We start from the raw sequence: 18,790 nt of genomic DNA on the forward strand, positions 1-18,790 counted from the left end.
ATAAGGTAAAATGCAGTCCCTATTGTTGGTCAGTATTTTTAAAGGAGAAAGATATGTCTAAAGTATTATTTATCGTCGGCTCTCTTCGTCAAGGGTCATTTAACCACCAACTAGCTAAAAAGGCTGAACAAGCCCTAGCAGGTCAGGCTGAGGTTTCCTACCTGGACTACTCGGAAGTTCCTGTCTTTAACCAAGATTTGGAAAGCCCTGCTCCTGCTGCTGTTGCCAAAGCTCGCCAAGAAATCTTGGCTGCAGATGCTATCTGGATCTTCTCACCAGTTTATAACTGGGCTATCCCTGGTCCGGTCAAAAACTTGTTGGACTGGCTATCTCGGGCTCTTGATTTATCAGACCCTTCTGGCCCATCTGCCATCAATGACAAATTGGTTACTGTCTCTGCTGTAGCCAACGGAACTTCACCAGATGAAGTCTTTAAGCACTACAGTAGCCTCCTACCATTTATCCGTATGCAGGTCCTTGAGCCATTCACCGGCGTAGGAATCAATCCAGAAGCCTGGGGCAATGGAGAATTGTTGATTTCTGAAGAAAAGTAAGCTCAACTCCAAGCACAAGCCCAAGCTCTAGTTGAAGCAATTAAATAAGCAACTAGGGGACAAAATCCAGAAAATGCTTTCTGAATTTTAAGTTAACAAAAAGAAAAATCCTATAAGACAAGAAAAAAGGCCTAGAGGCCTTTTTTTGACTATTCATCTAAAGTGAGCGAACATAGACTAATTCCTGGGGACTAGAAAGGTCTGCGCGATAGCTGAAACCGGCAAATTCTAGGTCTTTCATGGGCTCAATTTCAGTAATCCCTAGCTCGATTAGCCTGCTGAGAAATTGGCCCCTGGCCTTTTTAGAAATGGTCGAGTGAATCTTGAGCTGGCCTGTCTTTTCTTCCATAAATTTACAGGTGAAGAATTTTTTTCTTAGCTGACTAGGAAAGACGCTTTCAAATTCACTGGATAAAAGGGAAAGAACTAAATCCTCTCCCTGGAGGGAGGCGCCGTAGGTTTCCTGCCAAAATTTCTTGAGACTTTGACCTTGAGGCCGTAATTTGACCATAAAGTCCAAGCGATGCGGGGCAATGGGGCTAAGGGCCGGTAGGACCCCATAAAGGCTAGAAGTAATCAAGAGGTGCTTTTCAATATAGGCCTGCTGGGCTTTAGTCCAGTCCTCCCTTTTAATATGGCGATACATGAGGCCATCAAAGAGCAAGAGGGCCGGATAATGAGAGGCCTGGCCGCTTGCCAAATCTTGGATGTGCTGGTATTCCAGCTGGGCCTTTTGGGGACTGATTTTATAAAGGCTGGTCAGGTCAGAGGGAGAGTAAGACTTTAAAAGGTCTAAAATAGTCTGACTTTTAGCTGACAGAGCTTGGGGCTGGACCACTCCTAGCTCTACATTCATTTCTTTAGCGGTTGGTATCAGGATTTTCATAGTTCTATTCTAGCAAAAAATCCTGACTTTGACTGCTCAAAAGCATTTTTTTCTTGATTTTTATTTATCTATATTATATAATCTAGTTATGAATACTAGATAAAAAGGAGATAAAAATTGACTTCTTTTTCTTTCCCCAAATGGGAGGACTTGCCTGAGCTGGATCTTTATCTGGATCAGGTCCTGCTCTATGTCAATCAGATTAACAACCAGGCCTTTGAGGGCCAAGAAAAGGCCTTAACGGCCTCTATGGTCAATAACTATGTCAAACATGGCCACCTGCCCAAGCCTATCAAGAAAAAGTACAGCCGGCATCAAGTAGCCAGGTTGATTATCCTAACAGCCTTAAAACCGGTCTTTTCTATCCAGGATATTATCCTAGCTGTACAAGATTTGGTCACCAAGGAAGATTTATCTGCCTTCTACTACAATGACTTTGTCGCCTGTATGCAGGGGGAAGAGCCAAAGAGCCAGCACCATCCACTGATTCTTTCGGCCTGTCAGACCATTAAGGTCTACCACCAGACCCAGACTCTCTTTAAGCAACTAGAAGGAGGTTCAAGCAATGAAACCAGCCAGTCTCAAACTAAGTAAACAACTCAGCTTTGGTGAAGAAATTGCCAATGCTGTCACCCACGCTGTCGGAGCACTTTTAACCTTGATTTTGCTGCCTATTTCGGCTATCTATAGCTACGAAACCAATGGCTTCCTCTCTGCGGTTGGCGTTTCTATCTTTGTCATTAGCCTTTTTCTCATGTTTCTATCCTCGACCATCTACCACTCCATGTCCTATGGTTCGACTCACAAGTACATCCTAAGAATCATTGACCATAGTATGATTTACATTGCTATCGCTGGAAGCTACACTCCGGTTGTCCTATCTTTGATGAATAATTGGCTGGGCTATTTGATTATCGTCTTGCAGTGGGGGGCAACCATTTTTGGCATTCTCTACAAGATTTTTGCCAAAAAAATCAATGAGAAATTTAGTCTCTTTCTTTATCTTCTCATGGGTTGGTCAGTAGTTTTTGTCATTCCGCAAATCATCAGCCAAACAGGGCCAGTCTTTTGGGGACTCATGCTTTCTGGGGGACTTTGCTACACTGTGGGAGCTGGCTTCTACGCCAAAAAACGCCCCTATTTTCACATGATTTGGCACCTCTTTATCCTAGCTGCTTCTGCCCTCCAATATCTAGCCATTGTCTACTTTATGTAGGAGAGACTTGAGTTGGATTGACTAGCTTAGTAAAAATCACTATCCCCAAACGATAATGAAAGCTTCAAGACCTACTAACCGCCAAGTAAACTGGCGGTTTTCTGCTGCTCCTACTTGAAAATTTGGCTAAAAAATCCCTAATAAAAAGTCGTTGAAACTGGATTTCAACGACTTTTTATTAGCTTAGCTATTGCGTTTGCGAATCAGCCAATCTACCAGACAAAGGACTAAGAAGCCTAAGAGCAAGAGATACTCTGAGCTGTGGGCCCCTGTTTTAGGTAGCGTTCGACCTGAGCGACTTGAGCTTGTGGCCTGGTGTTTTTCCTGCTGCTGGCTCACTGCCTGATTTTTCGTCTTAGTTTTGTCTGCTACTGGACTTGGCTTGACTTCTGGACTGTAGCTAGCTAGACCTTGGTTGCCATATTCATCAGTAACCACGACTTGAATCGGATCAGGACGACCCACAAAGTCTGGGTTTGGTTGGAAGGTTACTTGACCGGTTAAAGCATTGAGAATGTAGCGACCGACTTCTTGGCCATCCTTCATGGCTGGAAGATTGGTTTGTTCGGTTATCTGACCGGTTTTAGGGTCAATAAATCTAGCTGGTCGTTCCTTGCTTGGCTTAATTTCTTGACCGTCTTGGTCCTTAAAGATTAAGGTTTGGCTTTGACTTTGCCCTTGCTGGCCTTGGGAACTTTCATTTGAGCCAGTAATCGCAACTGCGGTCACGCTTGGGGTATAGCGAGCTTCTGCTACTGTCCCATTGACATCACGGCGGATAACCGTCACTGTCTGAGCTGTTCCGACAAAGCTTTGGACTGGCTTAAAGGTCACTGTGCCGTCAGCCGAAATGCTGTAAATTCCTTGGTCTGGAATGGTCAATTCATCCACTTCTTGGCCTTGGGCGTCTTTGAGTTTAGCTGGGGTCTTATCGTCCATTGGAACATCCTTATGGCCTGGGCTAAAGAGAGGTTTGGCATTCTGAGTCTGACCTTGCTTACCGCTTGAGGTCACTGCTTCTCCTGTCGGAGTAACAGCCAAAACCGTTGGAGTATAGCGAGCGCTGGTTGCTGTGCCATTTTGGTCCTTAACTTGAACAGTAACCGGTTCAGCCGTGTCAACAAAGTCTTTCTTAGGGGTAAAGGTCACTTGACCAGTATCAGGATCCAGCACGTAGCGACCGACTTCTTGACCGTCCTTCATAGCTGGAAGGTCCGTCTCTGAAACAGCCTGGCCATTAACTAGGAATTGGGCTGGTTGGTTCTGGTTGATAAGGATTGGAATATCCTTATGACCTGGATGGAAGATTGGTTGACCGATTTGGACCTGACCTTGCAGGCCAGTGGTTTCTACATCTTGGCCTTGCGGGGTTACCGCAATAACAGTCGGAGTGTAGCCACCTTCAGCGACTGTCCCATTAACATCACGGCGGATAACCGTCACTGTCTGAGCTGTCCCGACAAAGCTTTGGACTGGCTTAAAGGTCACTGTGCCGTCAGCTGAAATGCTGTAGGTTCCTTGGTTAGGAATAGTCAACTGGTCTACCTCCTGGCCGGTCTCATCTTTTAGCTTGGCTGGGAGCTTGTCGTCCATTGGGACATCCTTATGGCCTAGGCTAAAGACGGGTTTGGCGCTCTGGGTCTGGCCTTGCAGACCGGTAGAAATAACTTGCTCTCCTTGTGGACGAACAGGTGTTACAGTTGGGGTATAGGTCGCTGTGACTTGAACCCCGTTAGGATCCTTGACCTGAATAGTGACAGCATCCACTGTCCCGACAAAATCTTTCTTTGGAACAAAGGTTACACGTCCAGATTGGGAATCAAGCTCATAATAGCCTACTTCCTGCCCATCTTTGCTAGCAGCTAGACGAGTCTGGCTAAGTACCTGCCCTTGATGAACAAACTGGGCCTGATTGGACTTAGAAATAAGAATCTTTTCTTTTTGAAGTGAATTCTTGGGGTCTGGATTATAGAAATATTCCATCTGAGCTACTTGGCTCTGACCTTGTAAACCAGTCGTTAGCTGGTCTACCCCCAAACGAGAGGTCTCAAGAACAGTTGGTGTGTAGCGGGCACTGCTTGCTGTGCCATTTTGGTCCTTGACCTGAACGCTGACAGGGTCTGCAGTTCCTATAAAGTCTTTCTTGGGCTTAAAAGTCACTTGGCCCGTTTGAGCATCCAAACTATAGGTCCCGATTTCCTGGCCGTCCTTGGTAGCTAGCAGCTTCGTTTCACTAACGGCTTGACCATTAACCAGGAACTGGGCTGGTTGGTTCTGGTTGATAAGGATAGGAATATCCTTATGACCTGGATTGAAGATTGGTTGACCGGTTTGGACCTGACCTTGCAGGCCAGTGGTTTCCACATCTTGACCTTGCGGGATTACCGCAATAACAGTCGGAGTATAGTGTCCTTCGGCAGGAGTTCCATTGAGATCACGGCGGATAACTGTCACTGTCTGAGCTGTCCCGACAAAGGTCTTGATTGGCTTGAAGGTCACTGTTCCATCAGCTGAAATGCTGTAGGTCCCTTGGTTAGGAATAGTCAACTGGTCTACCTCCTGGCCGGTTGCATCTTTTAGCTTGGCTGGGAGCTTGTCGTCCATAGGGACCTCCTTGTGACCAGGGCTAAAAACGGGCTTGGCGCTCTGGGTTTGACCTTGCAGACCGCTAGTTGCCACACTGTTGGCACTTGGTCTAACACCGATAACATGAGGAGTGTAGCTGGCTACTGCAGTCAGACCATTTTCATCTTCTGCTTGGACCCTAATGGCTTGAGGAGTTCCGACAAAGTCCTTCTTAGGTTGGAAAAGAATGGTCGCTTGCTGGTCCTTTTGACTGATCTGATAGGTCCCAATGACCTGGCCCTTGCTATCTAGAGCAGGAACTTCTGTATCAGTCACTAATTGACCGTCAGCAGCAAGGAAATGCAGGGACTTGTTTTTCAGAGGAACGGTCTTTTCTTGACCCTCAATAGTTGCTTTGCCTACGATGAAGTTTAAAATTCCAGTCTGGCTCAAACCTTGAAAACCGCTAGTTTCTGCATCTTGGGCACTGGGTCTAGCATCCACAACTTCTGCCTGGTAGTGACCTCGAGCTAGGGTTCCATTTTTGTCGGCCCGAACAACTGTTACTGGATCAGCTAGACCAACAAAGCTAGCTAGCGGAGTAAAGGTGACTCGGCCAGCTTTATCAACTTGATAATGACCCTGACCGGCCACATCTAGACTTGAGACCAAATCTCCACTTGCTGTTTCCAGTTTAGCGGCTAGAGTATCATCAAGCGCTACGCTCACTTCTTGCCCCTTAATAGTAACCTTACCAGGCTCAAATTGTGGTTGACCACTTTGCTGGGCTCCACGAATATCAATGCTTTTGACATCGCTAGCACTAGGCTGGACAAACTTATTTGTAATGCTAACCTGATATTGACTATCTGAGATTTTATCAACCTGACCTTGATCGACCAAATAGCCCTTGGGACTGGTAATTTCCTGGATACTGTAATTATAATCCTGGCCATTATTTGATTTGGCTAAGTCTTCAAAGCTAGCCGTCCAATTATTGGCAGCTGATAACTCAAGAGTCTTACCAGCCAAGGCTTGACCGTCTCTCATAAGCTGGACGGTAACTGCTGGGCGTTGGTCTGCCTTTCCACCCTCCCAAGATTTGACAACTGTCAAGGAAACTGTCTTGCGTTGGTTGGTGATTTGGATACCGTCTTTATCAGTCACTGAGCCTTTTTGAGAAATAGTATAGTCTGCACTGTAATTTTCAGGCAAAATTTCTCTGATGGCATAGTCTGAAAAGAGAGGGGACAGGAGTTGACCCTGGTTATCCTTGCTGAAGAGATAATACCAATTATTCAAACTATTGACAAGGGCTCTGGAAAGACCTTTTTCAGGGTCAGATAGTCGATACAATTCTAGGCTGACTTCTTCAAGATTACGCTCTCCCTGCCAAGTCTTTTGGACAGCAAAGCGCTGAGGAAGCTGGTTACTGACTCGATTGGTCTCCCCAAAGTCATCGGGGTTGTCCTTGTCTCGATTGGTGTAGAAACTATTGTGGGCCTGAGCTCCATTCATTGCTCCATTAGTATAGGCCGGCGTTTTCATAGGGAGAATAAAGCGAAGAATTTCGGCTGGCTCAATCTTTGAATCAGGATTGAGAACAATCTTAATAGCCTTGGCCTTTTTATAATCTGCTAGACTAGTCGTCCAACCACTAGTCTTGACTGCTTCTGCCGGATTATCTGAAAGGCCTTGGTCCTCATAATAATAGACAGTAAATCGGCTATCTGCCTGGACTGGCCCCGTCAGATAATTGGCAAACTGACTTCCCTGTTTATCATTGGCTGCAGGCAATTTATCGTAGAGGGTAAAGGTATCAATAGCTGTCGGCGTATAGTTTTTGGTCTCCAAGCTATAATAGAAAGCTTGCTCATAGTCTGTTAGGAGACTTTGCTTTTTAAAGCTAGTCCAATCATCAGATAGACTGATTTTCTTTTCCGAACTAAGCTTATAAGGAACATTGACAACTGTCTTGGTTTTGGCTCCAACAAGATGTTCCAACACTGTTCCATCACTGCTAGCTAGTTTAAAGTAGTTGGTTAAAGAACTTTGATTATTGGCTGTTTTTAAGACTTCCTCAAGTTCGTCTACCAGATAGTAGACATAGTCCTGACCATCCTTTTCAGGGTCTCCCTCCTTTTGGATGGCGCTTGGAATGGCATCTTCGGTAATTTTAGCATTGACAATATAGCGAAAGTTAGGTCTGGCCTCTCCTGGTCCGGCATCTTTGAGATAAAAGATGGCTGCACTACGTCCTGTCCCCTGATAATCTTGGATGATTTCTTCCTTAGCGATAAAAGGACGGTTGGCCACATCAATAAAGGTAGAAGTTGCCTGCATACCCGGAGGAAGGATATGGACCACCTTTTGATTATGGAGGGCATGACCTCGAGAAATGGTTAGATAAAGGGTTCCCACATAGGCGATATCCTCACCAACTGCTCCCTTAGAATTTCTTTGAGTGACATTGCTGATTCTCACTGTTTCTGGAAGGAGGCGGGCAGTTACTCCACTCTTACTGCTAAAGGAAAAATCTTCTTTTTTCCCTTCATCATTGACTTGACCAGTCATGCTCACTTGGTTTTCAAAGCGGGTTTTCTGTAAAATATGATCAATATCATAGGGCTTGCGCAAAGCCGTTTCTAGGATGACTTGAATTTTTTCAGACGGTTGGAGGCTTTGACCGTCAGCAAGCTTGTAACGCAGACCAACATAATCTCGCTCTACTTGAGGAGCCTCCTCCTTTTTCAAACTTCCCTTTTGGACCTTGCTGACCTGGTCATCAATGGCTTGAATGGCCTTCTGGTCAATCTGACTGATTTGGTCCTTCTCCTTACTAAGACTGCCCAGCTTGACCTCACTGCCGTCAGCCTTGATTCCGTAAACATCGATGGTATGGCGATGAGGATTAGAGGAGAGACTGGCCGATTTAATATAGAGTCGTTCATCAAAGTCTTGATCCGCCAAAACCAGATTTTCCATAGGAAAGACCGAGGTATTTTGGAGGGTGATGGTCCAATTGGTCGTTACCAAGTGGTTGGCCCCTGGCTCCAAGTTCATAACCTGGCCATTATTATTATTCTTACTAAGGGCCCCAGCAGGAACTAGTTGATTGGTTAGCTTATAAGTGATGGAATCCGTCAGGGTCTGGACAGGCTCTTGGTCTCCTTGTTCAAAGGGGATCAACTCCAACTGAGCACTATTCACCGAATTAGTCTGGTCCTTGACATCTGGAAAGTCCAAGACCAACTTTACATTAGGAAGCTGGCGGGCAGCTTCTCCCTCGTCGGTCATAGCAGTCGCTTCAACTGTATAAGAGACAGTCCCATCTGGATTTTGGGTCCAATTAGGGTTTTTACCAGGGTCAAAGACTGCCTTGGCTTGGCTGTTATCCTTCTTGGTATAGGTCGGTAGAGTATCGGTAATTTTGATTGTTTTTATCATCCTAGTCTTGGATAGACCGGCACCCCAGTTTTGGAGATTACCTGGCTCCGAGTACTGACTACTAAGACCGAAAAAGAAAGGAATGGACTTGCTGGCATAGACATTTTGATTGTCATTGCTAAAACTGGCATCTGCATTGCTGCGGACGTATTTTTTCAGCTTAATCGGATCTGTTTTGACCTTGTAAGACAAGCTAGTATCCACAGAGGTAATCATGCTATTGTCTGCTTGACGAATGACAATTTTTGGTTGAATCGTATAACCATCTGGTGTCAATCTGTCCTTAAATTTAAAGTTAAAGAAGAAACCACCGGATGTTGTTGTGCTTATCTCGGCCAAGGGAACGGTTAAGATAAAATCAGTTCCCTCTTGGGTCACAGTGCCCGAGTCCTTGACCAGCCCACCCTTGGCTACTGTAATAGACTTTTCCTCGATGTGGGCTGCTGGTAGACGAATTTCCGCAAAGGCCCCTTGGAGGTTTTCTGTCAGATTAGAGCCATCTAGGTTAATCGTTCCATTTCTAATCTGGCTGGTGTATTGAGCCTCAGTTCCTGAAGAATTCTTCAGGGTCATGGTTAGAGAGCCCTGTATGGTCTTGCTACGAAAGGCTGCTCCACCCGCTGACTCCTCCTTTGCCTCTTCCTTAACTCCTTCTTGCTCCCTAGAGGCGGAAACTTGAGAGTCCTCTTTTGCTGGAGCTTCTTCAAAAGAGCTAGGAGGTTCCTCTGAAGAAGGCGGAAGACTAGGTGGACTGACCTGGCTAGCTTCTAAAGCCTCCTTATCAGCAAGCACATGGTCTGATCCTTGTTCTTGAGCTAGCACTGTCAAGCTCGGAGAAAAAGATCCCAGCATTAAGAGGGATAAAGCAAATAGATTTAATCCCTTGTTTACTATCTTTTTCATAAACATAACTCCCATTTTTACACAAATTATTTCATATACTAAGTATATAATAAAAAAGTGCAAAAATAAAGACATATTGACCAAAAAATTCAATTTTTTTGACAGCAAAAAGTTCTTCTTGATAAAAGAAAAACTTGTTTTTGGTATTGCTTATGATTTTTGCTTTTTCTCCCGCTTTGCAATCATCGGTAAGATAGCACCGAGCGCGACCAAAATAATCGGCGTGAGAATATCGGTTAAAAAAGATAAAGCACCAAGCACCGATAACAAAGCCGAGTTTGGGATTTTTCACAAATTTGTATTCGGCGTTCTTGTAGTCCTTCCAAGTCTTGTTTAAAAGCATATAGTCAAAGAAAACCCAGAGATAGCGCATCGGCATGACAATCGAATTGAGATTGGTTATCCATTGCATCAGATTGTTGATCTTTTGGATAGCAAAAATTGGTAGAATAATCAGGGCACTGACTAAAATGCCGGTTAATAGGTATCCATTGACTAGGACCCCTTTTTGATTTCTTTTGCGCAGCCAGGACGGCACGAATCGCTCATCTGCATTGTTGAGCAAGATTTGCTCGATTGAGAAAGCCAGCGCAGCTATTTGCCCGACAGCAAAGGCTTCAATATCACGCTCTGAGCTGGTATGAGTGAAGCTCTCGATTGCCATACTTTCCTTAAATATTTTGAGAATTTTCTCTTTCATCTTGTCTCTTTTTTACTTTTTCAAAAATCAAATCAGGCTGGTAATCCTTCTCCAGCAATAGATAAGGGCAGTCATATTCTTGGCACAAACGAAGATATTTCTGGTTTTCTGCCAAAGCAAAATCCAGCGTAAAATAGCTGTCATTCACTCGCTTTTCTATATCGCAAGCATGCTTTTTTATAGTTGGAAAAGATTTTTTGATATACTCATCGCTCATGATTAAGCAAATATAGTGGATATTTTTCAAGTCAGTACTCGAAAAATCCTGTTGCCAGTCAAAGGGAATATAAGAACCTTCAACAATCAAATCTTGCTGATTTTCAAGCGCCGTCTGAATCATTTCTTTGACAATAGACCACAAGTAGTCGGTCAGCAAGTCGCTATCTGCTACTGTCAGGTCCGTTTGCCCGCTTCTTATCAAACCCATTTTCAGCAAATCCAGCGATAAATAAGGATAACCAAACTCTTCTAACATTTTCTGCGCCAAAAGCGTCTTCCCCGTGTGGGAAGCTCCTGTTATCAGATAAATCATCTGTCACCAATCTTTCTGTTTAGGTTTGTTTTAATAAATCAACAAGTCCTCTTTTATTATATAATCAAAACGCTTTCATAGCAAATTTTTATAGAAATTTTTATTTGTTCAATGCTGTCAAAATCTGCTGGGCTATTCTCTGATTGCCGCCGGCGGCTCGACACTTGTTTTGGAAAGCCTGCGCTCGTTTTCGATAAGACTTATTCTTAAGTAGCTCCTCTGCCGATTCTTGCAATTGCTGGGCTGTCAAGCTACACTTATTTAGACATTTTCCCACATGCACATCCACTACCTGCTGGGCAACTCTGGGCTGGTCATTTCCCATGGGAACCACCAGCATAGGCACGCCATAATAAAGTGCTTCATTGACACTGTTCATGCCACCGTGGGTAATAAAAAGGCTAGCGCGCTCCAAAATCTGCAACTGAGGCAAAAAAGGAGCCAGAAAAATATTGTCTGGAATGTCTCCGAGCTTCCTCGCATCAATCTTGTCACCTATCGACATGATGACCGACAATTTTTGATTGCCAAAAGCCTGGATACATTTTTTGAAAAAATCAGGCGAGTCGTTGAGCAAGGTTCCTAGCGAGATATAGACAATGGGGTCTGGAAAATTTGAAAAATCAAGATTATTTTCCTGTCTAGGCCCGATAGAAGGACCTACAAAATAATAGTGCTCGGCCGGAAATTGGTCAGGATAAATCTGAAAATCCTTGACTGTATAAACAAAATTAAACTCAGGGGCATTATCAATCATTTCACGCACCATATCAGTATAGCGCCAGCCGAAACGCCTAGCCAATGGACGCGATAAAAGGCGCTGCAAGATTGGAAAACGAAAAATCAGCGTCAGATAAAAACCGCCTGTCCGTCCACAATCGCTTAGCACCTGCTCATTTAAAGCAAAGGTCGAAAACAAGCGAAAAGAAGGGATACCGAGTTGGTCAGCCAAGGCTTTCCCTGCCGTAAACAGCATTTCATAAACCAAACAATCAAAATTCTGCCCAATCCTTTTTATCGTTTCATAAGCCCAGGCCCAACTTTTTATCTCTGCTGTTTTTCCTGCCTCGTAATGATCATAAGGTATAAAAATCGCACCAGTAGCTTCTATCTTGTCGCGCCAAGTCGGCGAATGAATGTAAGTCACCTCATGCCCCAAGTCAACAAAAGTCCGAGCCAAGTCCAATGTTGGATTGGTATGCCCAGAAAAAGGTAGGTTCACCATTAAAATCCGTTTCATTACCTTTCCTTTCACACAAACATTTTCAATCATTGTAACAAAATTTAAAGTATTTTTCATGGATTTTCAAATGCCCCCCCTTTATCAACTCATTCTGTTCCTCGCTCAACTGACAGCTGGGGATTTTTCTCAAAAAGAAAGGAGGTGGGCCTTCTTGCTCTCACCTCCTACTTTTTAAATCCTTGTATCGGCTATGCTCATTCCTTTACTTGCTCTGCTACCTTCTCTTTCCTATCTCTTTTTGCGAGGAGGGGCAGGATTGCTCCTAGAGCTACTAAGATAATGGGGGTTAAGATATTAGTCAAGAGAGAGAAATGCCAGGCAGCTGGATTGGCTGCGTAGTCTTCCTTGGGTACCATTCCCATAATGCAGGCAAAGGCGGTAAAGATGAAACACCAAGCCCCCACAAGAAAGCCTAATTTGGGATTTTTGATAAACTTATATTCAACATTTTGGTACTTCTTCCAGGCCTTATTTAGTAGCATGTAGGCAAAGAATACCCAGAGATAACGCATAGGCATGACAATCGAATTTAGATTGGTCATCCATTTGACTAGGCCATCAATTTCCTGAATACCAAAAATTGGTAGGATGATGAGGAAGCTAACCAGAATACCGGTCAAAATGTAGCCATTGACCAGGACCCCTTTTTGATTTCTTTTGCGCAGCCAAGCAGGGATAAATTGGGCGTCGGCATTGCTGAGCAAGATTTGTAGAGGAGCATCGATTGAAAAGGCTAGGGCTGCAATTTGCCCTACCATATTGGTCAAGGCGTAAATAATCATCAAAAGATTGCCTAAACCATAGTAGTTCCCTAATTTTTGAAAGGCTAGATAGGCCCCATTACGCATCAAATCTTGTGGAATATTCTGACTATCAAAAAGCATGCCCATGGCATAAGAGCCTAAGACAGCACAGATACCGACCATAACTGCTAGGGCAATCATTCCCTTAGGGAACTCCTTGGCTGGATTGCGGGTTTGATTAACATAGGGAGAGATTTTCTCCGCTCCACCAACTGCAAATACCAAAAGGGAAATGGTCGTGAAATACTTAAAGTCAAATTTTGGTAGGTAGGTCGATAGCTGGTCCATGTGAGGGGTAGCCAGCTGCAAGTCTGCTTTTATCATGGGTGCTCCTACTGCCAAGAGGATAAAGAGAAGGGACATGATAAACATAGCACTACCTGCCAAGCCGCCAATGACCTTCAAGGTGGTTAGTCCCTTGGTTGATAGATAGAGAAAGGCAGCAAAAATCACCAAACTCAAAAGTACGATGACTGGCATAGACAGACCATCTAGAAAGCGACCATTGCCCTGGAGGGCCCAGCCCAAGGGAATCAAGACTCCTTGTGGTTTTTGAGCCAGATAGGGAATGTGGACTACCCAGTAGGTCCAGGCAGCAAAGTAGGCAATCCGCTTACCACTGGTATGCTCAACCCAGTCACTCACCCCACTGCCACTTTCCTTAAAAGCCGATCCCAATTGGCCGACAATCAAGGCATAAGGCACAAAATAAATAGCAAGGATTAAAATCCAAGAGACAATAACCGAGATACCCTGTTGGGCATAGTTATTGACGACATTTCCCAGTCCCCAGACCATGTTAAAGGCAATGAGCCCTACCATAATCCAGGTTAACTGTTTCTGACTTTTATTCATAAGCAGTCACCTTTCTATAAAAAAGTAAATCCTCCCCCAAAATTCACTCGATATTTCTATCTATTATTATAGCCTTTATCTAGATTTTTGTAAACGTTTTCTAGAAAAGTTAGACAACTATCAAGTATCTAAACCAGACTTAATTTGCTCGATATTTTCCAGTAAATAGAGCAGAAAGTTCGGAATAGTCTCTAGCATATCCTTTTTATAAACTCTCTCGCTAATCTGATGTAGGTCCTTACCCCAAGGGCCTAGATTGACCGCTGGAATCTGCAAGGCTGCAATCTGCTCAAAGTCAATATGGTATAAATCCGCTGGAAGGGCCAGACTAGCCATTAGGTCTTGGTAGACTTCAAGGGGTTGGTCTAGGGCACAATAAGAAAGATCACAAATCCCCATAAAATACTCTTCAAGCTTAACTTCCTGCTCCTCTTGAGCCAAAAAATTCTCATAGAGCTTGATAAAGGCCTCAATATTAATGGGAGCCTCCTGGAGCTTACGACAAGATAAGGAAGGATAGTAAGGAGGGGCCAGAGCTAGGATAACCAAGGCCTCCTTTTCCTGGTAAAAATCTAGGAGTCTTTGAATCTTAAAAATAGTAATCTCCTGGTAGGACTGCCCCTGCCTCCAGGCCTCACGAGCCATCGAATCAAGTTCTTCCTTGACACTTGTAAACCCTTCTTTTTCTTGGCATTCTGCTAGGAGCTCCTGGTAGCTTAAAAGGCGGGGCCTCTCAATCTGCTTCTTTTCTCCCCAGGCCTGCTGCAAAGTTTGGAGTTGATTATAAAAATCATCAATAGCTTCCTCAATCAAATCTTTAAGGCTAGTAAGCAAATCAGCCGGGCTTCGTTTGAGATAGAGGAGGCTGAGACAGGCAGCAGCATGAAGAACGGTCGAAACATCATAATTATCCTTGAGGTCACGCATATAGGACCAGGAAGGCAAGGGTGCCTGAACTCCCAGAGCCTGATCAGCCAAGGCTGGGTTCAAATCCAATTTCTCAACAATGCGGCTAAGTAGGGAAATTGCATTGACACCTGTCAATGGCTCTTTCATATGGGATAGAATCCCTTGGGTCAAAAGGACTGGCAAAATCTTGCCGACAGTCCCGATATGGAGGACCTTCTCTTGATCCGAATTGCTCTCAAAAGGTTCTGAATCAATGGCGAGCAGGTAGTTAAGCCTGTACTTATCCTTTAATTCTAGCAGTAGGCCAGTTGCTGCTCGCATGCCTTGAGAATAACTCTCCTCATCAGGAACTGAAAGATAAAGAAGATTGACTTTACGCTTGTCCAACTGGCTATACTCTGCTAGAACCCCTAACTGGAGGGCTAGGGCGGCCTTCATATCACAGGAACCGCGACCGAAATACCAATCTTGGGAGGCAATATCGGCCAAGACTGTCGGATCCTTACTAGTGGCTGCAAGGGCTACTTGCAATTTGTCGTGATCAAAGGCTAAGTGCTTGAGCGAACCAAAGTCTTCGATATCCACCGTATCATGATGGTGAAAAAGAATAACTGTATCAGCTCCACCATTTTGGACCAGGGCCCAGTTGAGACTGCGACCTAAAACATCATCTGCTAAAGCGTAGCGACCACAGAGGTCTGGCCGCTCCTTAAAGTAGGGCAGGCTCCGTAACTTTCGGTCAATAAAGGCCTCAATATCGCCTTCTGATTCCGTATGACTAAAGCTTTTGATGGCCATACTTTCTTTAAATATTTTTAAAATAGTTTCTTTCATGGACAACTCTTTTCATATTATCTAAATAGTGGGATAGAGCCTAACTATAAAATACTTGGACAACCGAGGCTAGAAAACTTTCAAAAACGTATAGGCTAATACAGCCGCCAACTTGCAAAAGTTAGGGTCGACTAGCAGAAAACAGTGAAATCTATCTAGCTTGTCGCCTCAAGAATTTCACTGTTTCAGACTTCTAGTCAAGGATGATTAGCCTTAACAATCCTCTTTTTTTCTAGAAAAGTTCAAGCCTAGACTGGCTGCTATAGCTAGGGCCGCCAACCAGAAGACATTTGAGTTTTCTTTGGTTCCAGTCTTTGGTAATTGAGCACCTTGAGCTGGAGAATTGCCGAGCCAGCTTTGTCCCACTCCAAGTTTGATTACTTGAGGGGTTTCTGGACTTTGCTCCAGTCTTTCTGGTCTGCTGCTTCCAGGATCCTCTTCCTTGGTCTGGTTCATCTCCTCAGGCAGGTAGCTGAGATAGCCAGCGTTTAGGGCCAAGGAGTCCTCAACGATTGGAATAAGGGCCTTGATAGAATCGGTCTTAAAGGTCACCTCATAATGACTATCAATAGTTAAATCAGTCGGATCGTAGGTATTAAGGACCAGGGCTAGCTTATGTCCCTTGCGGACCTGATAGACATTGGGTTGGAGATACATGGTATAGTCATGAAACTCTCCTGGCTTAGGCTCAATGCTCTGACGAGAACTTGCGGAAGCATAACCAGAGCCTGGATTAGCTAGGTTGAGCCAACCTTTGGCAATCACCTTGTATTTACTTGGATTGGTAGCAAAGGTTTTGATGTCTAGATTTTCCAGATTGCTGCCCATCCAGAAAGCTCCCTTCTGACCATTAGCCTCTACTGCTCCCGTTCCTACAACGGAGAAGTCCTCATCAGCAAGGTCAACCAACATGGCATTGACTTGGAAATTGCTGCCTTGTCCCTTGGCTAGAGCTGCCCTAAACTGGACAGGAATATTCCCTTTAATCGTGATATCCTTAGGAACTTGGACCACATAGGTGGCATTGGCACTAGATGACTGATGACTGACAGCCTGATTACGGTTGGTGCGAGGGTCGCTGATACCAGCTTTTTCATAATCGCTACTAATCGTTACCTCCTGATCCTTGGACTGGGCTGATAAGGTCAAGCGATTCTTAGACTCCCAGCTATCATAGCTAGTCCACTTGCTTGGATCATAGTTGTTCTGAGCCAGAACTGCTGGCAAATCTTCAGCTTGATTGTCCACATCATAGAGATAGTGGGACAGCCAAGTATTGAGTAAATCATAGAAATCCTGGCCATTAGCCTTGATGCCATAGCCCAAGGACATCTTGGCCGGATAGATATGGTCTCCTTGGTGCAGGTACATTTTGACCTTCTGACCGGCCTTTTTAAGAGCCTCATACATGAGCTCGAAATGCTTGGTTTTGACATTGTCATCATTAAGACCATGAACCAAGAGGGCGCTGGTTTTCAGCTTATTAGGAGCATCAAGTGTATAGTCACGCTCCTGCCAAACATCACTGTAATGATGGCCATGAGCTGCCTGGTCCTTGTTTAATTGGTTGATGTAGTCTGCATACTTGCCCTGAATGGCATTCCAATCATCGGGGTCAAGAATACGGGAAGCGACATATAAGGACAACCAGGATAAGTCGCTAAAAGGCGGATTGCTAAAGGCGCTTCCTTGGCTGTTAAAATAGTCATACCAGCTAGCAATTCCAGCAGCAGGAACGATGGTCTTAAGTCCTTCTACTCCCGTTGCCGCTACGCCAAAGGTTGTTGTCCCAGCCCAGGAAAGACCTGTCATTCCTACCTTACCATTAGCCCAGTCTGCCTTGATTTGGATATTGTCTGTCTTATTGGTATAGGCAACACGCTTGCCATTGATCCATTCAATAATATTTTTAAAGGCCGCAATTTCAAGGTCAGAACCAGTCGTATTAAAACCTTCTGACCCCTTGGTACCTAGACCAGCACTGCTGACAAAGGCATAACCTCGAACTAGGAAGTAATCATACCAGGTCAAATCCTCATAGTCATATAGGTACTCCCAAGGACTATAGTAGTACCAGTCAGAGGCCTTGGCTTCCTTGGCCGCCTCAATTGTTGTCTTACTGCCCAAAGGGGTACGCTTGGCTGGCGGATTTTTTCTAACCTCCTCCAAATCATAGGGACCACTACTTTGCATACCTAGCTTTTCTAAGGTCACATAGTCTTCATTCAGGGTACCTGCAACATAGGGACGAGCCTCAAAAATGGTCGAAGCCTTGAAATCTCCTTGGGCAACAGCCTTAGGTAGCTGGACCAGGGTTTTGACCAAATCCCGCTTGCCATCACCGTCTAGGTCATAGTCGGTTTCCACATAAACAGTAAAGCGGACAATATCACTATTCTCATAGGAATAATCCTCGTCCTTGTCTTTTTGACCACTACTATAAGGGAAGATAGGCTGGGCCCGACCATTGAGAAAGAGCGGAGCCTTTTTATCTGCCCGATAGGCCTGATAGAGCTTTTGGGCAATGCTATACATGGCTTGGGCCTGACTGGCATCTACTGGCTGACTTAAATCCTGATCAGGACTAATCATCCCCAGACTTCTAGCAAAATTCAAGTAATCTTCTTGAGAGCTACCCAACTGTTCCTTTTTAAGGGCTGCCCAATCTAGGAGCTGGTAAACAGCTTCTTGAACGCTCAAGACTTGATCAGATAAGCCATCGCTAGCCTGACCGGTGTAGCCAGCCAAATCCTTGGCCGATAAACCAGCCGGAGCTGTCGCTAAGACACTGGCCTCTTTTATAGCGGGACGATTGGGCTCAGAAGGCAAGCCTTCTTGCTCTTTTTCCGCCTGAGGCTGAACTTCAGACCTGACCTTCTCCTGGTCCTCATTTTTAGGGTCCTGGCTTGGTTCCAAGGGCTGGACAGGCTCCTTAGAGATTTGGTTCTCCTGGCTCTGGTCTGGACTAGGATTTGTTTGGACTATCAGCCCACTAGAGGCTGCCAGGTCAGCTGGCTCAGACTCGACATTCTCTGTCTGGGCCTTGACTTCCTCAGCCTGGACCACCTGGGCCAGAACCATTGGTGCCAATAAGAGACTCGGCAAAAGGACGGTTAGTAGTTTTTTCTTTTTCATCAGAAAACTTCCTTTTCTATTTTTCTTAGCCTTTTTAGGAAAGCTCACGCATCTATTATATAATTAAAGCGCTTCCAATTCAAGGTTTATTTTAGAAAATTATGAAAAAAAAGAAAAATTTCTTTTCTTTAACAAGAAAAGAGAAAAATATCCAAGGTCTTATTCATTTAAAAGAATAAAATTTCAACCTTTTCTTTTTAAAAATATT

At 44.5% G+C, this 18,790-nt stretch carries 10 protein-coding genes and 1 pseudogene; 3 read left to right on the forward strand and 8 right to left on the reverse strand.

Annotated elements, in window-relative coordinates:
• Nucleotides 1-53: 53 nt before the first annotated feature.
• Complete coding sequence (locus C4K46_RS00365) at nt 54-554, forward strand: NADPH-dependent FMN reductase (RefSeq protein ID WP_209626265.1); 501 nt, start codon at nt 54-56, stop codon at nt 552-554.
• 157 nt (nt 555-711) lie between these two features.
• Here the strand turns inward: C4K46_RS00365 and yaaA are convergent, their stop codons facing one another.
• The gene (gene yaaA, locus C4K46_RS00370; RefSeq protein ID WP_209626267.1) at nt 712-1,440 is read right to left on the reverse strand and encodes a peroxide stress protein YaaA; all 729 of its coding nucleotides are present in this window, start codon (nt 1,438-1,440) and stop codon (nt 712-714) included.
• 117 nt (nt 1,441-1,557) lie between these two features.
• Between yaaA and C4K46_RS00375 the strand changes: the two genes are divergently transcribed.
• Together C4K46_RS00375 and trhA are read left to right on the forward strand one after the other, a co-directional pair.
• Nucleotides 1,558-2,034, forward strand: coding sequence for a DUF1836 domain-containing protein (locus C4K46_RS00375; RefSeq protein WP_209626269.1), 477 nt, complete (start codon nt 1,558-1,560; stop codon nt 2,032-2,034).
• Nucleotides 2,006-2,656 (forward strand): PAQR family membrane homeostasis protein TrhA, encoded by a 651-nt coding sequence (gene trhA / locus C4K46_RS00380; protein WP_209626270.1) that lies wholly within the window; start codon nt 2,006-2,008, stop codon nt 2,654-2,656. The genes C4K46_RS00375 and trhA overlap by 29 nt, the downstream gene beginning before the upstream one ends.
• Nucleotides 2,657-2,839: 183 nt before the next feature.
• On the opposite strand, the gene C4K46_RS00385 is transcribed toward trhA, so the two are convergent.
• The 7 genes and pseudogenes from C4K46_RS00385 to C4K46_RS00415 all read right to left on the reverse strand — a co-directional run bounded on the left by C4K46_RS00385 (nt 2,840) and on the right by C4K46_RS00415 (nt 18,582).
• Complete coding sequence (locus C4K46_RS00385; protein WP_209626271.1) at nt 2,840-9,571, reverse strand: Cna B-type domain-containing protein; 6,732 nt, start codon at nt 9,569-9,571, stop codon at nt 2,840-2,842.
• Nucleotides 9,572-9,721: 150 nt separating this feature from the next.
• Nucleotides 9,722-10,178 (reverse strand): annotated as a pseudogene (locus C4K46_RS00390) (amino acid permease); the annotation flags it as partial.
• Nucleotides 10,179-10,242: 64 nt separating this feature from the next.
• Nucleotides 10,243-10,803 (reverse strand): ATP-binding protein, encoded by a 561-nt coding sequence (locus tag C4K46_RS00395; protein ID WP_209626272.1) that lies wholly within the window; start codon nt 10,801-10,803, stop codon nt 10,243-10,245.
• Nucleotides 10,804-10,903: 100 nt separating this feature from the next.
• Nucleotides 10,904-12,058: a macrolide family glycosyltransferase gene (locus C4K46_RS00400; RefSeq protein ID WP_420853768.1), complete on the reverse strand. Its 1,155-nt coding sequence runs from the start codon at nt 12,056-12,058 to the stop codon at nt 10,904-10,906.
• A gap of 182 nt (nt 12,059-12,240) precedes the next feature.
• Entirely contained in the window at nt 12,241-13,704 is a 1,464-nt protein-coding gene (locus C4K46_RS00405) for an APC family permease (protein WP_209626274.1), read from the reverse strand.
• A 120-nt stretch (nt 13,705-13,824) separates the two neighbouring features.
• A complete protein-coding gene (locus C4K46_RS00410) occupies nt 13,825-15,447 on the reverse strand; it encodes a M20/M25/M40 family metallo-hydrolase (protein WP_209626275.1) in 1,623 nt (540 codons plus the stop codon).
• Between the two features lie 213 nt (nt 15,448-15,660).
• Entirely contained in the window at nt 15,661-18,582 is a 2,922-nt protein-coding gene (locus C4K46_RS00415) for a CocE/NonD family hydrolase (RefSeq protein WP_209626276.1), read from the reverse strand.
• Between the last annotated feature and the right edge of the window lie 208 nt (nt 18,583-18,790).

It is taken from the genome of Streptococcus oricebi, assembly GCF_017883985.1.
Classification (GTDB): Bacteria; Bacillota; Bacilli; order Lactobacillales; family Streptococcaceae; genus Streptococcus; species Streptococcus oricebi.

Coding starts and splice junctions, on each gene's coding strand:
- C4K46_RS00365 (WP_209626265.1), top strand. CDS start 54: ATGTCTAAAGTATTATTTATCGTCGGCTCTCTTCGTCAAGGGTCATTT.
- yaaA (WP_209626267.1), bottom strand. CDS start 1,440: ATGAAAATCCTGATACCAACCGCTAAAGAAATGAATGTAGAGCTAGGA.
- trhA (WP_209626270.1), top strand. CDS start 2,006: ATGAAACCAGCCAGTCTCAAACTAAGTAAACAACTCAGCTTTGGTGAA.
- C4K46_RS00385 (WP_209626271.1), bottom strand. CDS start 9,571: ATGAAAAAGATAGTAAACAAGGGATTAAATCTATTTGCTTTATCCCTC.
- C4K46_RS00395 (WP_209626272.1), bottom strand. CDS start 10,803: ATGATTTATCTGATAACAGGAGCTTCCCACACGGGGAAGACGCTTTTG.
- C4K46_RS00405 (WP_209626274.1), bottom strand. CDS start 13,704: ATGAATAAAAGTCAGAAACAGTTAACCTGGATTATGGTAGGGCTCATT.
- C4K46_RS00410 (WP_209626275.1), bottom strand. CDS start 15,447: ATGAAAGAAACTATTTTAAAAATATTTAAAGAAAGTATGGCCATCAAA.
- C4K46_RS00415 (WP_209626276.1), bottom strand. CDS start 18,582: ATGAAAAAGAAAAAACTACTAACCGTCCTTTTGCCGAGTCTCTTATTG.